The organism is Archangium primigenium (genome assembly GCF_016904885.1).
GTDB classification, from domain to species: Bacteria; Myxococcota; Myxococcia; order Myxococcales; family Myxococcaceae; genus Cystobacter; species Cystobacter primigenius.
Map to the genome: position 1 here is coordinate 7,833,625 of NZ_JADWYI010000001.1, position 14,522 is coordinate 7,848,146.

The following is a 14,522-nucleotide window of genomic DNA, read 5'->3' on the forward strand; positions in this document are numbered from 1 at the left end:
CGCAATCAGGCGCCCGGCGGTCGGGTGCCACTCGGTTGGGGAGCCGCCTGCCGCGCGGCGTCGCGGCGGGCCAGGAGCTTCTGGAGAAAAGGCGTCAGGGGGACCACGGTGGCCGGGGGCCGCTCGGTGCGGATGCGCTCCACCGCGCCGGTGTCCAGCTTGGACAGCAGTTGCAGGCCGCTGTCACTGCTGCCCACCAACAGGTACTCGTCCGCGGCCTTGAGCACGAACACCGTGCGGCGCGGCTCCAGGGCCACGCGCTCCACCACGGACACCACCGAGGGCCGGCCCATGGGCACGCCCTGCAGACCCATCAGCTTGCGCAGGCCCACGTTGAGCGTGAGGTAGATGCAGCCCACCACCGCGCCGAACATCAGCAGCGTGCGCGTGAGCATCCAGCCGAGGCTCTCGGGCGCGTCCTCGCCACCGGTCAGCAGCGCGGGATCCCCGGAGGGCGGCAGGCCGTCCGTCAGGTCGGGCGCCGCGGCGGGCGCGGGAGCGGGTGCCGTCACCTCGGCGGCGGGGGCCTCGGCCGGGGGCGCCTCGGCCCGGGCCAGCGGCGCCAGCAGGAGGCTCGCGCAGAGCCACAAGGCCTGGCGGGACAAGGGAGCGGAAGACGCGGCGGCCATGGTGGGGGGCGAGGCTAGTGCATCGGCGACGAGACCGCCACGGGGCCACCGCCCCGCCCTTCTCGCTCGCCTGCCTGGAGCCACGGAAAGCCTAGCCCGCGAGCGAGAGGATGCGCACGCCCAGCTGGCCCTCGATCTCCACCAACTCACCCCGGGCCACCACCTTGCCGTTGACCGACAGGTCCACCGGCTCGCCCGGTCCCCGGCGCAGCTCGACGACCTGGCCGGCCCGCAGCCCCACCACCTGCTCCGCCGTCACCGGCAGGCGGGCGAGTTCCACGGAAATCTGTAGCGGGATGTCACCCAGCAGGTCGCCTGCGTCCATTCTGTCGTCGCTCTCCAAGGGGTTGTTTCGCTCGGGGTTCGTGTACTCCTCGCCCCCCTGTTGCCGCTGCGCGGCCCGGATGGCGGCCAGCGCCTCCTCCAGCGCGTCCGGAGGCGAGCCCTCGTGGCCCTCCTCGGCCCGCACCACGTCCGTGAGGCGCGCCACGTAGCCATTGCCCTGCACGAACACGTCCGCGGCCAGGTGGCCCACGCGGCCCAGCCCGACGAACAGCCGCGCCGTGCCCGAGCCACCCTGATCCGGCCGGGCCAGCAGGTCATCCACCAGCACCACGTCCTTGAGCCGGAGGCTCGCCAGGTCGCGGCCGGTGATCTCCGCCCGGCCGATCTCCGCGCGCAGCCAGGTGCGCACCGCCGACAGGCGGCCGGCATGCGAGGCGAGCTGCGCCTGGGCCGTGGCGCGCTGCTGCTCGGCCGAGGGCGCGGACGTCATCACGTCCATCACCCCCGCGGGCACGAACAGGCGCACCATGCCGTCCTGGGCGCCCAGACGCACCCGCAGGTGGATGGCCACCACGGCGCCATCCTCGCTCAGCCGCGACACCGCCTCGTCCACGCCGCGCGACACGCCCTCCAGCCGCAGCTTGGGCAGTTGGGCATCCATGCCCGGCACGAGCGCCTTGACGGCCTCGAGGATGACGAAGCTCGCCACGCCCTCCTCGATGTCCGTCAGGGGCCTGAGGCCCACGGTCTCGCCCGCGCCGCCCAGCAGCATGTCCACCGCGGCATGCGCCAGCGCCAATTCCACTTCCAACACCGCCCGGCCCCGGTGCGCCCCAGGCACCAGGAAGGACAGGAAGGTGGGCTCGGTCAGCACCCGGCGCAGCTCGCCCGGGGCCAGCACCCGCGCCGACTCCAGGGCGAAGCCCACCTGCGTGTCGAAGAGCGCCTGGAGCCGCGCGCCCAGGGCCTCCAGGGCCTCGGGCTTGGGCTTGAGCCAGCGCACCTGCTCGAGCAGCCGCGTGTCGCCCAGCGATACCTTCTCCAGCTTGAAGACGTGGGGCTTCCACGTCTTGCCGACGGGGGCGGCCGGAGCGGCGGGGGCGGGACGCTTGAGCTGGCGGGTGTCGACGACCATGGTGCGCTCCTGCTCGCCCGGTCCGTCGTCCGCGTCGAGGCTCATGTCTTGGCCTCGACCCGCATCGTCTCGAGCGTCAGGCCCTTGCCGGCCAGCGCGGTCTTGAGCCCGTCGCGCTGCTGCTCGAGCATCTTGAGGATCTCACGATCCTTGCCGCTGAACACGGCCTGGATCTTCCCGTTCTTGGCGCTCAGCTTGATGGTCAGGCCGCTGAGCACGTCCCCGCGCAGTTCGATCTGGAACTCGGCGTGACCCGCGGCATTGGTGCCCACGCGGATGCGCTCGACGATCTTCTGGGCGATCTCGTTGGCCAGGGCGCGCATGCGCTCGGAGGCGGCGGTGTGCGTGGGCTTGGCCACGGGCACGGGCGCCATCAGCGCGGGGTTGAAGCGGAAGCCCGCGGCCAGTTCCGCGCCGTCCTTCTTGTCCTTGCCGTCCCCGCCGCCCTGCTTGCCGCCGCCGTCCGCGTCCGCCTTGATCGCGCCCTTGCCCCGGCTCGCCTGGGCCCCGGCCGCGGCGTTGTCGCTGCTCTGGTTCATCTCCTCGCCGCGCTCGTCGAGGGTCTTCTCGGTGACGCGCGCGTCCGTGGAGCGCGACTCGGCGCGCGAGTGCACCACGGACTGGTCGCCCTGGCGGCCGCGGGTGAGCTGCTCCGGGGAGGCGGAGTCGGTGGGGGCGCCCTGGGCGCGCGACTCACCCTCGGCCTTGCCGGTGTGGCGCTGCTGGGTGCGCGCCTCGCCCGTCTTGCCCTCCTGCTGGAGCCGGGCGAGCACGGACTTGCCCAGGGACTGCTGCTGCGGCTGCGCGGCCTTCTGCTGCTGCGGCGCGGCCTTCTGCTCCTGGACCATCTTGGAGAAGGCGGACTCGCCCTCCTGGCGCTGCTTGGACTTGGCCTCCTGCAGGCGCCGATCCTGGACCGCCCGCTCCGCGGTCCGCTGTGCCTGACGATCGTCTTCGACTCGACTCATCGCTTCACCATTTGGGAGGCCGCGAGGTTACTTGCGCTGGCGCATCAGGAACAAGGTGTTGCCAATCTCCTCCTGGTTCAGCTCCTCCTTCGCCTGGCGCTCGGCGCGGATCTGCTTCTGCCAGTTCTCCTTGTGCTTCTCGATGGCCTTGAGCTCCTTGGCGGCCTCGGCCATCTCGCGCCGGCGCTGCTCGACGAGCTTCTCGGCGACCTTGACGGTCTCCTTCTGGCGCTCGATCTCCAGGGCGAGCTGCGCCTCCTCGTCCTTGAGGCGCTCCTCGTAGCGGTTCATCTGGTTGAAGCCGTTGACCCCCGCGTTGCCCTTGGCCATCACCTGCTGCAGGTGGGCCATGACCTTCTGCTTGCGCTCGGCCTTGCGCGTGGCGAGATCCTGCTCCATGCGCGCCAGTTCGGCCTTCTGCGCCTCCAGGGCCTTGATGGCCTCGGAGAAGGCCTGCTCGGCCTCTTCCTTGGCGCGCTCGCGCATCTCGAGCAGGGTCTGCAAACGGTAGGGGGGCATGGTGGACCCATCCTAGCCGGAAACGGCCCCGTCCCGTCACCCGCCCCGCTACTCCTCGAAAAGCTGGATCAGCTGCTCGACCGTCTCCTCGTAGGGGCTGTTCGAGTGGGTGTCCTGCTTGAGGAAGTCGATGATGGCGTCGTACTTGTCGATGGCGTAGTCCGTCCGGGGATCCGTGCCGTACTGGTAGGCGCCCAGGAGGATGAGGTCGCGCTGCTTCTCGTAGGTGGCGAGCGTCTCGCGCAGCTTGCCGGCGGCCTTCTTGTGCTCCTTGGAGACGATGCCGCTCATGACACGCGAGAGGCTGGCCAGCACGTCCATGGCGGGCCACTGGTTGCGCTCGCCCAGGGCGCGGTTGAGGATGAAGTGGCCGTCGAGAATACCGCGGACCTCGTCGGCGATGGGCTCCTCCATGTCACCGCCGGCCACCAGGCACGTGTAGATGGCGGTGCACTTGCCCTTGTCCGAGTTGCCCGTGCGCTCGAGGATGCGCGGCAGCATGGAGAACACGCTCGGCGGATAGCCCTGACGCGCCGGGGGTTCACCGATGGCGAGGCCGATTTCACGCTGGGCACGCGCCAGACGCGTCACCGTGTCGAGCATGAAGAGCACGTTGCCGCCGCGCTCGCGGAAGTACTCGGCGATGGCCGTGGCCACGTAGGCGGCGCGCAGACGCACGAGGCTGGGCTGGTCCGAGGTGGCGCACACGAGCACCGAGCGCTTCATGCCCTCCTCGCCCATGGCGTCCTCGATGAACTCGCGCACTTCACGGCCACGCTCGCCGATCAGCGCCACGACACAGAGGTCCGCCTGGGTGTTGCGGGCGATCTGCCCCATGAGCGTGGACTTGCCCACGCCCGAGCCGGCGAAGAGGCCCACGCGCTGGCCCTCGCCCACGGTGAGCAGGCCGTCGATGCAGCGCACGCCCAGGGGCAGTGGCCGCTCGATGCGCTGGCGCTTGAAGGGGTCCGGACAGTCGCGGTCCACCGACCAGTCCAGCATGCCCTCCGGCAGGGGCATGCCGTCCATGGGCTCGCCGATGCCGTTGAGCACGCGGCCGAGCAGCTCCTCGCCGCACTTGATGGAGAGGGGCCGCCCCGTGGGGATGACCTCGCTGTCCGGGCCGATGCCGAGCAGCTCGCCCAGGGGCATGAGCATGACCTCGTCACCCTGGAAGCCCACCACCTCGGCCTTCACCGAGGCCCGGCCGCCGTGGCCCTTGATGAAGACGAGCTCACCCACGCGCACGCCGGGCACGCTCGCCTTGATGACGAGGCCCGTCAGCTCGGTGACGCGGCCGCGCACCCGGTACAGCGGCGCCTCGCGGATGAGGGTGTAGTAGCGCGAGAGATCGATGGCCATGGCTTAGGCGGGCCCTTCCTTCTTGGCCGTGTCGGGGAACAGGACGTTCTGGAGCATCTCGAACTGGGTGGGCAGCTGCGCGTCCACCGTGCCGAACTCCGTGCGCACGATGCAGCCCACGGGCGCCACGTCGGGGTCCTCCCGGATGGACACGTCCACCGCCCGGCCGATCATCTCCATGAGCTCGGCCTTGCGCGCGCGCAGCACGGCGGCCGACTTGGGGTTGACCCGGAGCACCACCGCGCGGGCGTTGCGAAGCTCCTCGATGGCCTTGGCGCAGATGTCCGCCAGGATGGAGGGGTCGCGCTCCACGTCCCGGCCGATGATCTTCTCGGCCATCTTGCACGCGAGCGACACGACGTCGTGCTCCTGCTGGGCGAGGATCTCCCCGGCGTGCATCTTGGCGCGCAAGAGCGTCTCGGTGACCTGCGCGAGGCCCTCCTGACGGCCCTGCTCGCGCGCCTTGGCGAGCACGTCCTCGCGCTCGCGCTGGGCGTCGGCGAGGATGCGCTCCTTCTCGCGCTGGGCCTCCTCGATGATGCCCTGGGCGGACTGCCGGGCCTCGAACACCTCGGCGTTCATCACGCCCGGACGCGGCGGGCGCGGCGCGGGCCTGTCCCCACCGGGCATTGGCTCCGTCCCCGAGTCTCCCTTGATCACCTTGCCAATCGCCATGGACAGCTCCTTGTCAGCGCGATGCTAGCGCGTTCCGCCCCGGGGACCACGGTCTCGTGGACCCGGCGGACGCGGCCGCTCGCCACGCTCGGCTGGGGCCTTGTCAGGCCGGAGGGCCGCCTGGGAAGGGTTGGTCCCCATCACCCGCGGCGGACGCTCGGTGGACGTCTCACCCCGGGGTTCCGAGCTGCCCACGGAGCCCCGACCGTTCGCGCGAGCGACCGGGGAGCGGAAGATGCGCGAGCTCTCGGTCTCCGGGGGCGGCCCTCGCGTCGGGGCGCGGTTGCTCGTGCCCGTCCGGGAGGGCGGCGCGATCAGCGACACCGAGCGCTCGGGCGACGGCGCCACCCGGCTCACCCGCGAGGGCGAGGACTCCGGCGGGGCCACCCGGCTCACGCGCGAGGGCGAGGACTCTGGGGGCGCCACCCGGCTCACGCGCGAGGGCGAGGACTCCGGCGGGGCCACCACCCGGCTCACGCGCGAGGGCGAGGACTCCGGCGGGGCCTCGCGGGGACGCTCCCGGCCCGCGCCCACGGCCCCCGCCCGGCGCGCCTCGCGCTCGGCGATGGGGTCGCGCCGCACGACCTGGGAGGACGCGGACCGGCGGGCGGGAGACTCCGGCGCCGCCTCGGCGCGCACCTCGCGGGACAGCGCGGGCGCGCGACCCTGCGCGGCCGGAGCCGGCTTGCCGCCCGGGGGCGGGCCCAGCGTGGGCGGGCGCGGGGCGGTGGTGAGCCGCACGGGACGCTCGATGAGTCCCCGGGCCGCGAGCCGCTCGAGGTCGGTGACGATGTCCGTGCGACCGCCATCCCCTCGGCTCGTCGGCTTGGTGCGCTCCTCGCGGACCCATCTGGCCACGAGCTGGCCGAACTCACCCCGGTGCTTCTCCAGGAGGCGGGCCGCGAACTCGGCGGACTGGGTCACGCTCGCGCGCGCGAGGCGGTGGACACCGGCGCTGCGGATGGCGGCGGCCAGGTCGTCCATGCCGCCGTACTGGCCGACCTGGGCCGTGGCCTCGTCCTCGGCGAGCTTGCGCGGCGCGTTGGCCGTCACCGCGCGCGTGGCGAGCTGGCGCATGTGCGGCGGCAGCGTGGCGAGGGAGGGCTCCCGGATGGCTTCGGGGAGACCCGCCAGCGCGGGACCCAGCACCCGGGCGCCCAGCCGGTCACACACGGTGAGCAGCTCGCGCGCCTCCAGGAGGAGCACGTCGGTGAACTTGAAGGGCACATGCGCGGAGGCCTCGCGCGCCAGCCGCTCCTCGAGCTTCCAGCGCACGATGTCGAGGATCTGCGGCCGGACCTCGCGCGTGAGCTTCACCCGGCCCGTGTTGGGCAGGTGGGAGCGCACGGCGTCCGCGAGCGGTCCGGGCAGCGCGCGCAGCACCACCTCCACCAGGGCGGCGCGCTCGCGCTTGAGCAGCTCCGCCAGGCGCTCCGGCTCCGCGCTCCAGAGCTGACCGCGGCGGTCCTTCATCAGCCGCTTGATCTCCTGGACCAGCAGCGGGATGCGCTTGTCCCGGGGAATCTGGAGGATCCCCTGGGCCCGGTGCTGCAACAGCTCCGCCTCTTCCTCAGGCAGGTGCTCCAGGGCGGCGACCCCCTCCTGCCCGCCGAAGGTGATGGCGGTCAGGAGCGTCATCGTCTGCCGCTTGCTCAGCGCGGTGAAGAACTGGTCCAACGGTCACCCCGCAGGGAAGGCACGTTCCAGGAAGACAACGGAGGAGGGTCGCACGGCTCCTACTTGGAGCGGGCGCGCGCCGCGCCAGCACTTCCGCCGCGGATGAGCGGCCAGAGCGCCAGACCGAGCGACGCCAGCACGAGCAGCACGGCCACGCCGGCCATCGTGCGGAACGGGCCCACGCTGGCGGGCGCCATGCGGATGCCCAGCAGTTCCTTGAGCTGGTTGTCCGCGTCCTCGTCCAGGGTGGGCGCGTTGGCCGACGACAACAGCACCGTCACCGCCGAGGGGCTCAGCTCCGGCACCGCGGTGGAGACGAACTGCTGGATGTCCTCGCGCTTGATGGGCGGCTCGTTCTTCGCGCCCGGGCGGTACTTGACGAACACCGAGGCCGAGGGCTTGGGCTTGTTCTCCGGCTGGGTGAGATCGTTGTTCTCCGGGATCATCACGATGACCCGGGCCTCGAGCACGCCGTCGACCTGGTTGAGCGCGTTGGACACCTCGCCGCCCAGGGCCTTGAGCAGCATGGCGCGCTCCTCGGTGGCCGTGGGCACCATGCCGCCCTTGGCGAAGTGGCTCAGCCCCTTTTCCATGGGCCGCGGCAACGAGTAGTCGCGCAGCAGCTTGGCGGCATGCGCCGCGTCCGCCTTGGGCACCTGGATCCGGAAGCGCAGCTCGTTGCCACCCTCTTCCTTCAACTTCGTGGCGGAGATGCCTTTGTTGCTCAGCAGGACGTAGATCTCGTTGGCGTCCTGTTCCGAGAGGTCATGTTGCAGGTCGATGGTGCAGCCGGTCCCCAGCGCGACAACGAGGAGGGCCGCGAGCGCGTACGGTCGGAGCGTCATGGGCGCGCCTAGCTTAGATGGGCCGCCGTGTTTCCAACAAGACCCGCGCCGGAAACACCCGGGAAACGAGAAAGGGCGCTCCCTCGGAGAGGAAGCGCCCTGACAAGGCTCGGAGACGCCCGCGGAGCGGGCGGCCGTGCGCGCGGATCAGACCTGGGTCTTGAGCGTGTCCTTGAGACCGCTCGTGGCCTTCTCGACCACCTTGCTCGTCAGGTCCAGCTCCTGCGTGTACTTGTACATGCCGGCCTGGAGCGACAGCAGCTCGGCGTTGGAGAAGTTCTTCCCGGAGGCGCCGGCCTGGATGAGCTTGTCCATGTTGACCTGGCCCTTCTCCAGCTCGCCCACGACGTGGGAGAGCATGTTGCCGGCCTTGCCGGTCTCGGGCTTGGCGTTGACGGCCTGGGCGCCCTTGGCGGTGGCGGGCTCCATGCCCGTGGGGTTCACCTTGTTGAGCGCCGCCTTCTCCGTCTTGTTGATGGCCTCGGCGTGGCGCACCTGCTCGGTGCGCTGCGTGGCCTGGGCCGCCTGCGCGGCCTGGGCCTGCTCGGGGCCCTGCGCCTTGTTAGCGAGGGCCGCGTCGAACTTCGAGGCTCCCTGCTTGTTGACCTGCTGCGCGCCCAGGTCCTGCGACTTCTGCTGGGCGATCTGCGCTGCCGAGACGCCGGCCATTGGACCCGCCATGTGACTGCCTCCTTGAATCCTCAGGGGAGGAAGACTCCTCCTCGTTCAACAATTCCTTGAGCCGCTCGATGGCGCGCGCATGCAGGCGCGACGCCCAGCTCTTCGACTGCCCGATCTCCGCGCCCGCCTCTTCCAGCGTCTTGCCCTGGAAGTAATACCCCTGCAGCAGCCGTCGTTCCTTCTCCGGCAGCTTCTCGATCGCCGCCCTCACCCTCACCCGCTGCTGCTCCAGCTCGATGCGCTGGTCCGCCGGAAGCGATTCGTCCGAGAACCCCAGGGACTCGGAGCCCTCGAGGCTGGTGGCGAACACCATCGCCAGCCCCGCCACCGCGTTGGAAATCTCCATGACATCATCGTCAATGGACCCCCCGCGGTTGCCTCCTCCCTGCTCGCGATCCGACAAATTTCCCAAATAGGCCGTCGCGCGCTCGCCCATATAGGACGTGCGCGCGTCGTTGCCCTTGAGAACCCCCATCTTGCGCAGGCCGTCGTAGATGGCGCCCTTGATGCGGTAGTGGGCAAAGGTGAGGAAATTGGCCCCTACCTTGGGATCAAAACGGTCCGCTGCCTCGAGCAGGCCGATCTGGCCGTACGCGAGGAGCTCATCCAGTTCAAGCTGGGCGGAGAACTGCTTACGGACGGTCGACGCGAGCGACCGGACGTAAGGTCCGTACTTTTCCAGCAAGACCTTCTTGTCTTCGCCGAGAGCCAAGCGCGCCGCTCACTCGGCCTTCGACCACAACCGCTCGAGGGCCTGATTCAGACGGGGGTCGTCCTGCAGGGCATCCGCGATCTTGGTCGTCAGGGCCGATGACTTCATGCGCAGCTTCTCCTTGAGCACCTCGGCGACGAGCTTGCGCGTCGCCTCTTCCTTGCTCTTGAAGTTCCCGTTCTTGAGCTGTTTGGCGATGACCATCGCCTGGGCACTCAAGGGATCCGCTGCCTGCGGCCCTTGAACGTTGTCCGAGCCGACCAGGCCCGAGGGGCCCACCAGTCCCGCCGTCCGATCCACGGTGCCCCCGAAGGAGGCGCCTCCCGCCTTGCCCGCCGGTGCCTTGCCCGAGGCACCCTTGGCGCCTCCAGCCCGGCCCTTACCGCCCCCTCGTCCAACTCCACCGACCGACATCGGGATCTCCTTCGCGTCAACGGCAGCCTACTTCTTGGCGCCAGGCGGAGGCAAAGCCCCCGCTTCCTTCGCATCGATCAACACCTGAGCCAGGCGCGCCCCATCACCCTCGGGCTCCAGTTCCAGCGCCGCCTTGAGCTCCTTCAAGGCCTCGGGCACCTTGCCCATGAACAACAGGGCCTCGCCCACGTGCGCGCGGGGCAGCGACGAGTGGGGCGCCAGCCGCTGGGCGGCCCGGTAGGACTGCAGGGCCTTGTCGTGCCGGCCCAACGCGAACTCGAGCGAGCCCATGGCGAGCTGGGGCACCTCGCTGCGGGGCATCAGCGCCACGGCGCCGGCGAAGATCTCGCGCGCCTTGTCGTACTGGCCCATGTCGAGCCAGAGATAGCCCGCCTCGAGGAGGATCATCGCCTCACGCCGCGCGAGCGGCACCAGGCTGCCCGAGATCTCCGAAGTCTCCGCCATGTGACGTCCGTGTCCTTTCCGAAGCCGGGAGGCACCGCCTCCCGGTTACTGAACGCCCCGGACCGGGGTGCGGCCGAACTCTAGCGGATGTTGCCGATGGAGTTCTTGGCCGAATCGTGCCGGGTCTTGAGCACGTTGGAGATGGTGCTGAACACCTGGTTCTCGCGCTGCATCGCCACCTGGAGGCCCAGGAGCTTCTTCTGCTCGGCGAACATGCTGGACATCTCGCCGTTGAACTCGGTGCCCACGCCGCTGCCGCCCGTGGGGACGTTCACGTTGCCGTTGCCGCCCACGCCGATGGAGGTGGCACCCGAGGCGACCGCGCCGCCCGAGCCCGCGCCCACCGTGGTGCTCATGGCCGAGACGCCCGAGCCCATGGCCGCGCCGTAGTAGGGGGCCGAGCCGGAGCCGCTGGCGCCACCGAAGGTGGTGAGCGAGGACACGGCCGCGGAGACCACCGAGCCGCCCGGAACCATGTTGGCCACCACGCCCACGCCGCCGGCCACCGCGTTGGCCGCGGTGCCCACGCCGGACTGAACGCGAGCGGCGAAGCTCGTGTCGGGCGTCACGCGCGCCGTCGTCATGTTGGTGGACATCCGGGGCATGTTCAGGCTGCTGTCGATCTTCATGGTTCCTCTCCAGGCGATGGAACGTCCAAGAATTCCGCGGAGCGCTCCGGGCGAACCCGCGCTCCCTTTCCCCTATTATCGTTGATCCACGGGCACAGTTGCGTAGGGGCACATCAAAACCGCCCTGTCCCGTCCTTCCTCAGTTATTTCCGGCCCTTGGAACGGGACTCGGTCTCCAGGCGCTCGCGGGTCTCCAGGAGCACGGCGAGCAATTCCTCGGTGCGCGAGATGGCCGCGTGAACCTTCTTGGCGTGCTCGACCTTGGGGCCCTTGAGGTTGGCCAGCTCGTTCTTCACCGGGTTGAAGAGCGTCTGCACCTCCTCCGCGGAGGCGCTCTCGATGAAGGACTCGATCGCGGGGAAGGACGGGGTCGGCAGGGGCTCGGCGACGGGCGCGGGCGACTGCTTGGAAATCGGAGGCATGGACCCGAACGGTAAGAGAAAACGCCTCCACAGTTCAAGCCGCCCGCCCGCCCGCCCGTCATGACGCGCCAGGAGGGACGCTCGCCCAGGGCTCGGCCCGGGGCGGTTGGTCGGCCGTCACTGTCCGCGCCCTGACCCGCACCTAGGTTCTTCCTGGCGGCGCGCGAGCCCCAGGGCCCGGCCGCCGCTCAAACACAGGGAGAACGATCATGACGAAGAGAATCGTGGGAGTGGTCGCGGCCGCGGCGCTGATGAGTTCGGGCATGGCCCTGGCCGGTGGCAACAAGGAATACAAGACCCAGAGCACCGAGCAGGTGGGCGGTCAGGCCACGGGCGGCTCGGGCGCCTCGGCCCAGCACATGGGCGCCCAGAAGGGCCAGATGCTCGGGGAGAAGGAAACGAGCGGCACCGTGGTCAAGAGCAGCGGCAGCGAGCTCAAGCTGCGCACCGAGCAGGGCATCATCTCGCTCAAGGTCGACAAGAACACCCAGTTCCAGGATGCCTCGGTCAAGAAGATCAAGGACATCAAGGAGGGCCAGCAGGTCCGCACCAGCTTCACGGTGGAGAAGGACACCAACCTCGCCCGGAGCGTCTCGCTCGACAGCGGCATGGGCGGCAGCGGGCTGGAGACGGACCCGGGCCTCAACCAGGACATCAACCACCAGGACATGGGCGGCTCGGGACTGGATGCCACGCACCACGACCTCGGCCATGACATGGGCAGCGGAGCGACGCACCAGGATGGCAAGACCTACTGACACGCGGATGCCCGCGGCGAGACCCTCGCCGTGGGCATCGCCCTGTCAGGGCCCACGCAGCACGCAGGACGACGCCTCCCAACCCACGCGCCGGAACTCCCGCGCGATGCGCCTGGCCGTCGTCTCGTCCCGGAACACCAGGTCGTAGCGGCCCAGCGTGTCCGTGACCTCGCCTTCCCACGGGCAGGTGCCCCCGGTGCAGGGCGCACTGGAGCGGCGCACCACCGTGAACCCCTCCGGACGCAGGGCGTAGAGCGTGACCGAGGCCCGGTCCCCGAACGCCACCACCCGGACCCGCGAGGCGTCGATCTCCCTCAAGGCAAGGCGCACCTCCACCTCGAAGCGCCGGGTCGGCGCCGTCAGGCCCTCCGTCGACAGCGTGAGCACCAGGGTCTCGGCGCGCGAATCGACCGTGGCCTCCAGGGTCCCCGACGGCGTCAGCGCCGCGAGCGGAACCGTCTCGCGCAGCCACTCCACCCCCGCCCGGGTCGGCCGGAGCGGCCGTCACCGTCCACATCACGGAGAGCAGGGGGAGCAGCGGGCAGGACACGGGGCACCTCGTCGAGCGCAGGGAGTTCCCTCACGGACGCAGGACGGCCGCTGCCCTGACAGGCGAGAGCCCGTCGCCCCGGCGCCAGCCCTGCCCCGGGGTCCAGGAATGAACAGATTCTCCCCCATGACCGCCCTGATCCCCATCTCCCTCGCCCTGCTGCTGGGTCAGACGCCCACGGCCACCCTTCCCACCGAGGCGGAGGCGGCGAGTGCCGTGCAGGCCGCCCAGCTCGAGGAACTCCGCGCCCAGATGGAGCTGATGCGGTTGCAGTCCAGCGCCCAGCGGCAAGAAGACCTCTCGCGCGTCCAGACCCTGGAGCAGCAGCGCGTCGCGCAACAGGCGGCGGTCCTGCAGGGCGAGCAGTCGCGTCAGGCGCGTCTCGCCGACCTCGAGCGCGGCTACCAGCGCGTGCTCGCCCTGGACCAGCTCCTCGTCGCGGGCCAGGAGACCATCGACGCGACCGTCATCGCCGCGCAGCAGGATCTCGCCGCGGCCCTCGCCAGCGCCGAGGCGACCGGCGCGGGAGAGCCCGCGCGGCTCATCCAGAGCGCCGTCACCCGGCTGTCGACACTCACCGCGTCCGTGGCCCAGCGCAATCCGGACGAGGCGCGCTACCAGTTGCTCTACGCCAGCGACGAGCTGAGGGCCGCCTGGCGCATGAGCCTCGCGGGGCAGCCCGCGTCCTTCACTCCGTGAAGTGCGGCGTGATGGACACCGGCGGGCTCGCCGGCTTGGCGATGAGATAGCCCTGGACGAAGTCCACCCCGTGGCTGCGCACCCAGCGCAGCTCCTCGGGCGTCTCGATGCCCTCGGCCACCGTCAGGATGCCCAGCTGCTGCGCCAGCTCCAGCAGCTTGCGCGTGATGGACGCCTTGTAGGGGTCGTGGTGGATGCCGCGGATGAGCTCCATGTCCAGCTTCATGATGTCCGGGCGCAGCTGGTGGATGAGGTTGAGCGACGAGTAGCCCGCGCCCAGGTCATCCAGCGCCACCCGGAAGCCCGTGCGCCGGTAGTAGGCGATGAGCGACTTGAGGTGGTTGGCGTTGGGCGTGTGGTCCGACTCGATGATCTCGAACACCACGTCCTGCGGGGACATGCCCGCGTCCTTGATGGCGGCCACCGTGGAGCGCAGGCAGAACTCCGGATCGTAGATGGCCGTGGGCGTGAAGTTGATGAAGATGGGCGCCTTGAGCCCCAGCCGCGAGGCCTCGCGCACCGCCGACAGCCGCGCCGCCAGGTCCAACTGGAAGAGCAGGTCCGCGTCGCGCGCGAGCGTCAGCATCTTGTACGGCGAGACCATGGAGCCATCGCGCTCGAAGCCACGCATGAGCGCCTCGTAGGCGTACACCTTGCGCGTGTCCTCCGCGTCCACGATGGGCTGGTAATGGCTGGTGATGCGCTTGTCGGCCAGGATGTCCACCAGCCACCCCGCACGCGTCTGCGTGAAGAGCTGGGGCAGCGAGCCCACCCGGGGAAAGTCACGCAGACCCGGCTCGGCGTCGCCCTGGACGAACAGCGCCCGCGTGGCGCGCGACTCCTCGTCCGTCAACGCCCCCAGGATGTCCGCCACGAAGGTGCCGAGTTGCGCGCCCTCCAGGCGCACCGTCACGCACCGGTCCTCCGGCAGCGCCCGATGCTCCCGGCCCGAGTCGCTCAATTGGCGCACCAGCTTGCCGTAGCTGTGGCCTATGGGCAGCCACAGGAAGAGCCGGCCAGGGCCCTCCAGCTCGAACTTCTCCGGAAGGGACTGGCACCGCTCACACGACGTCAACACGCTCTGGCTCATGCGCCTC

18 protein-coding genes are annotated in these 14,522 nt (G+C 70.4%); 2 read left to right on the forward strand and 16 right to left on the reverse strand.

Translation table 11 applies throughout. The features are described 5' to 3' along the window. Positions 1-5 precede the first annotated feature (5 nt). From I3V78_RS32180 to I3V78_RS32245, 14 genes are all read right to left on the reverse strand, one after another. Positions 6-629 (reverse strand): FliO/MopB family protein, encoded by a 624-nt coding sequence (locus tag I3V78_RS32180; protein WP_204493591.1) that lies wholly within the window; start codon positions 627-629, stop codon positions 6-8. A 91-nt stretch (positions 630-720) separates the two neighbouring features. Then, entirely contained in the window at positions 721-2,094 is a 1,374-nt protein-coding gene (gene sctQ, locus I3V78_RS32185) for a type III secretion system cytoplasmic ring protein SctQ (RefSeq protein WP_204493593.1), read from the reverse strand. Next, on the reverse strand, positions 2,091-3,017 hold the full coding sequence (locus I3V78_RS32190) for a flagellar hook-length control protein FliK (RefSeq protein ID WP_204493595.1): 927 nt from the start codon (positions 3,015-3,017) through the stop codon (positions 2,091-2,093). Before I3V78_RS32190 ends, sctQ begins: the two co-directional genes overlap by 4 nt. A 27-nt stretch (positions 3,018-3,044) precedes the next feature. Then, positions 3,045-3,536, reverse strand: coding sequence for a flagellar assembly protein FliH (locus tag I3V78_RS32195; RefSeq protein ID WP_204493597.1), 492 nt, complete (start codon positions 3,534-3,536; stop codon positions 3,045-3,047). A gap of 48 nt (positions 3,537-3,584) precedes the next feature. Then, positions 3,585-4,898: a type III secretion system ATPase SctN gene (gene sctN, locus I3V78_RS32200; protein WP_204493600.1), complete on the reverse strand. Its 1,314-nt coding sequence runs from the start codon at positions 4,896-4,898 to the stop codon at positions 3,585-3,587. Positions 4,899-4,901: 3 nt separating this feature from the next. Continuing rightward, entirely contained in the window at positions 4,902-5,573 is a 672-nt protein-coding gene (locus I3V78_RS32205) for a FliH/SctL family protein (RefSeq protein WP_204493602.1), read from the reverse strand. Between the two features lie 24 nt (positions 5,574-5,597). Next, positions 5,598-7,250, reverse strand: a complete 1,653-nt coding sequence (locus tag I3V78_RS32210; protein WP_204493605.1) for a hypothetical protein — start codon at positions 7,248-7,250, stop codon at positions 5,598-5,600. 59 nt (positions 7,251-7,309) lie between these two features. Next, a complete protein-coding gene (locus I3V78_RS32215; protein ID WP_204493607.1) occupies positions 7,310-8,095 on the reverse strand; it encodes a type III secretion protein in 786 nt (261 codons plus the stop codon). Between the two features lie 147 nt (positions 8,096-8,242). Further along, positions 8,243-8,776: an ATP-dependent helicase HrpB gene (locus tag I3V78_RS39570; protein WP_239576819.1), complete on the reverse strand. Its 534-nt coding sequence runs from the start codon at positions 8,774-8,776 to the stop codon at positions 8,243-8,245. Next, positions 8,658-9,488: a sigma-70 family RNA polymerase sigma factor gene (locus I3V78_RS32225; protein WP_204493609.1), complete on the reverse strand. Its 831-nt coding sequence runs from the start codon at positions 9,486-9,488 to the stop codon at positions 8,658-8,660. The genes I3V78_RS39570 and I3V78_RS32225 overlap by 119 nt, the downstream gene beginning before the upstream one ends. A 9-nt stretch (positions 9,489-9,497) precedes the next feature. Next, complete coding sequence (locus I3V78_RS32230; RefSeq protein ID WP_204493611.1) at positions 9,498-9,902, reverse strand: hypothetical protein; 405 nt, start codon at positions 9,900-9,902, stop codon at positions 9,498-9,500. Between the two features lie 27 nt (positions 9,903-9,929). Continuing rightward, a complete protein-coding gene (locus I3V78_RS32235; protein ID WP_204493614.1) occupies positions 9,930-10,367 on the reverse strand; it encodes a tetratricopeptide repeat protein in 438 nt (145 codons plus the stop codon). 80 nt (positions 10,368-10,447) lie between these two features. Further along, positions 10,448-10,996 carry a hypothetical protein gene (locus I3V78_RS32240; RefSeq protein WP_204493616.1) on the reverse strand — a complete coding sequence of 183 codons (549 nt, stop codon included), beginning with the start codon at positions 10,994-10,996 and terminating at the stop codon, positions 10,448-10,450. Between the two features lie 143 nt (positions 10,997-11,139). Then, on the reverse strand, positions 11,140-11,418 hold the full coding sequence (locus tag I3V78_RS32245) for a hypothetical protein (RefSeq protein ID WP_204493618.1): 279 nt from the start codon (positions 11,416-11,418) through the stop codon (positions 11,140-11,142). Between the two features lie 209 nt (positions 11,419-11,627). Here I3V78_RS32245 and I3V78_RS32250 point away from each other — a divergent pair, with 209 nt between their 5' ends. Further along, positions 11,628-12,176 carry a hypothetical protein gene (locus I3V78_RS32250; RefSeq protein WP_204493620.1) on the forward strand — a complete coding sequence of 183 codons (549 nt, stop codon included), beginning with the start codon at positions 11,628-11,630 and terminating at the stop codon, positions 12,174-12,176. A gap of 45 nt (positions 12,177-12,221) precedes the next feature. Here the strand turns inward: I3V78_RS32250 and I3V78_RS32255 are convergent, their stop codons facing one another. Then, complete coding sequence (locus I3V78_RS32255) at positions 12,222-12,653, reverse strand: hypothetical protein (protein ID WP_204493622.1); 432 nt, start codon at positions 12,651-12,653, stop codon at positions 12,222-12,224. Between the two features lie 199 nt (positions 12,654-12,852). Here I3V78_RS32255 and I3V78_RS32260 point away from each other — a divergent pair, with 199 nt between their 5' ends. Further along, positions 12,853-13,425, forward strand: a complete 573-nt coding sequence (locus I3V78_RS32260) for a hypothetical protein (protein WP_204493624.1) — start codon at positions 12,853-12,855, stop codon at positions 13,423-13,425. Here I3V78_RS32260 and I3V78_RS32265 read toward each other — a convergent pair. After that, a complete protein-coding gene (locus I3V78_RS32265) occupies positions 13,415-14,515 on the reverse strand; it encodes an EAL domain-containing protein (protein WP_204493626.1) in 1,101 nt (366 codons plus the stop codon). The two genes, I3V78_RS32260 and I3V78_RS32265, sit on opposite strands and share 11 nt — an antisense overlap. Between the last annotated feature and the right edge of the window lie 7 nt (positions 14,516-14,522).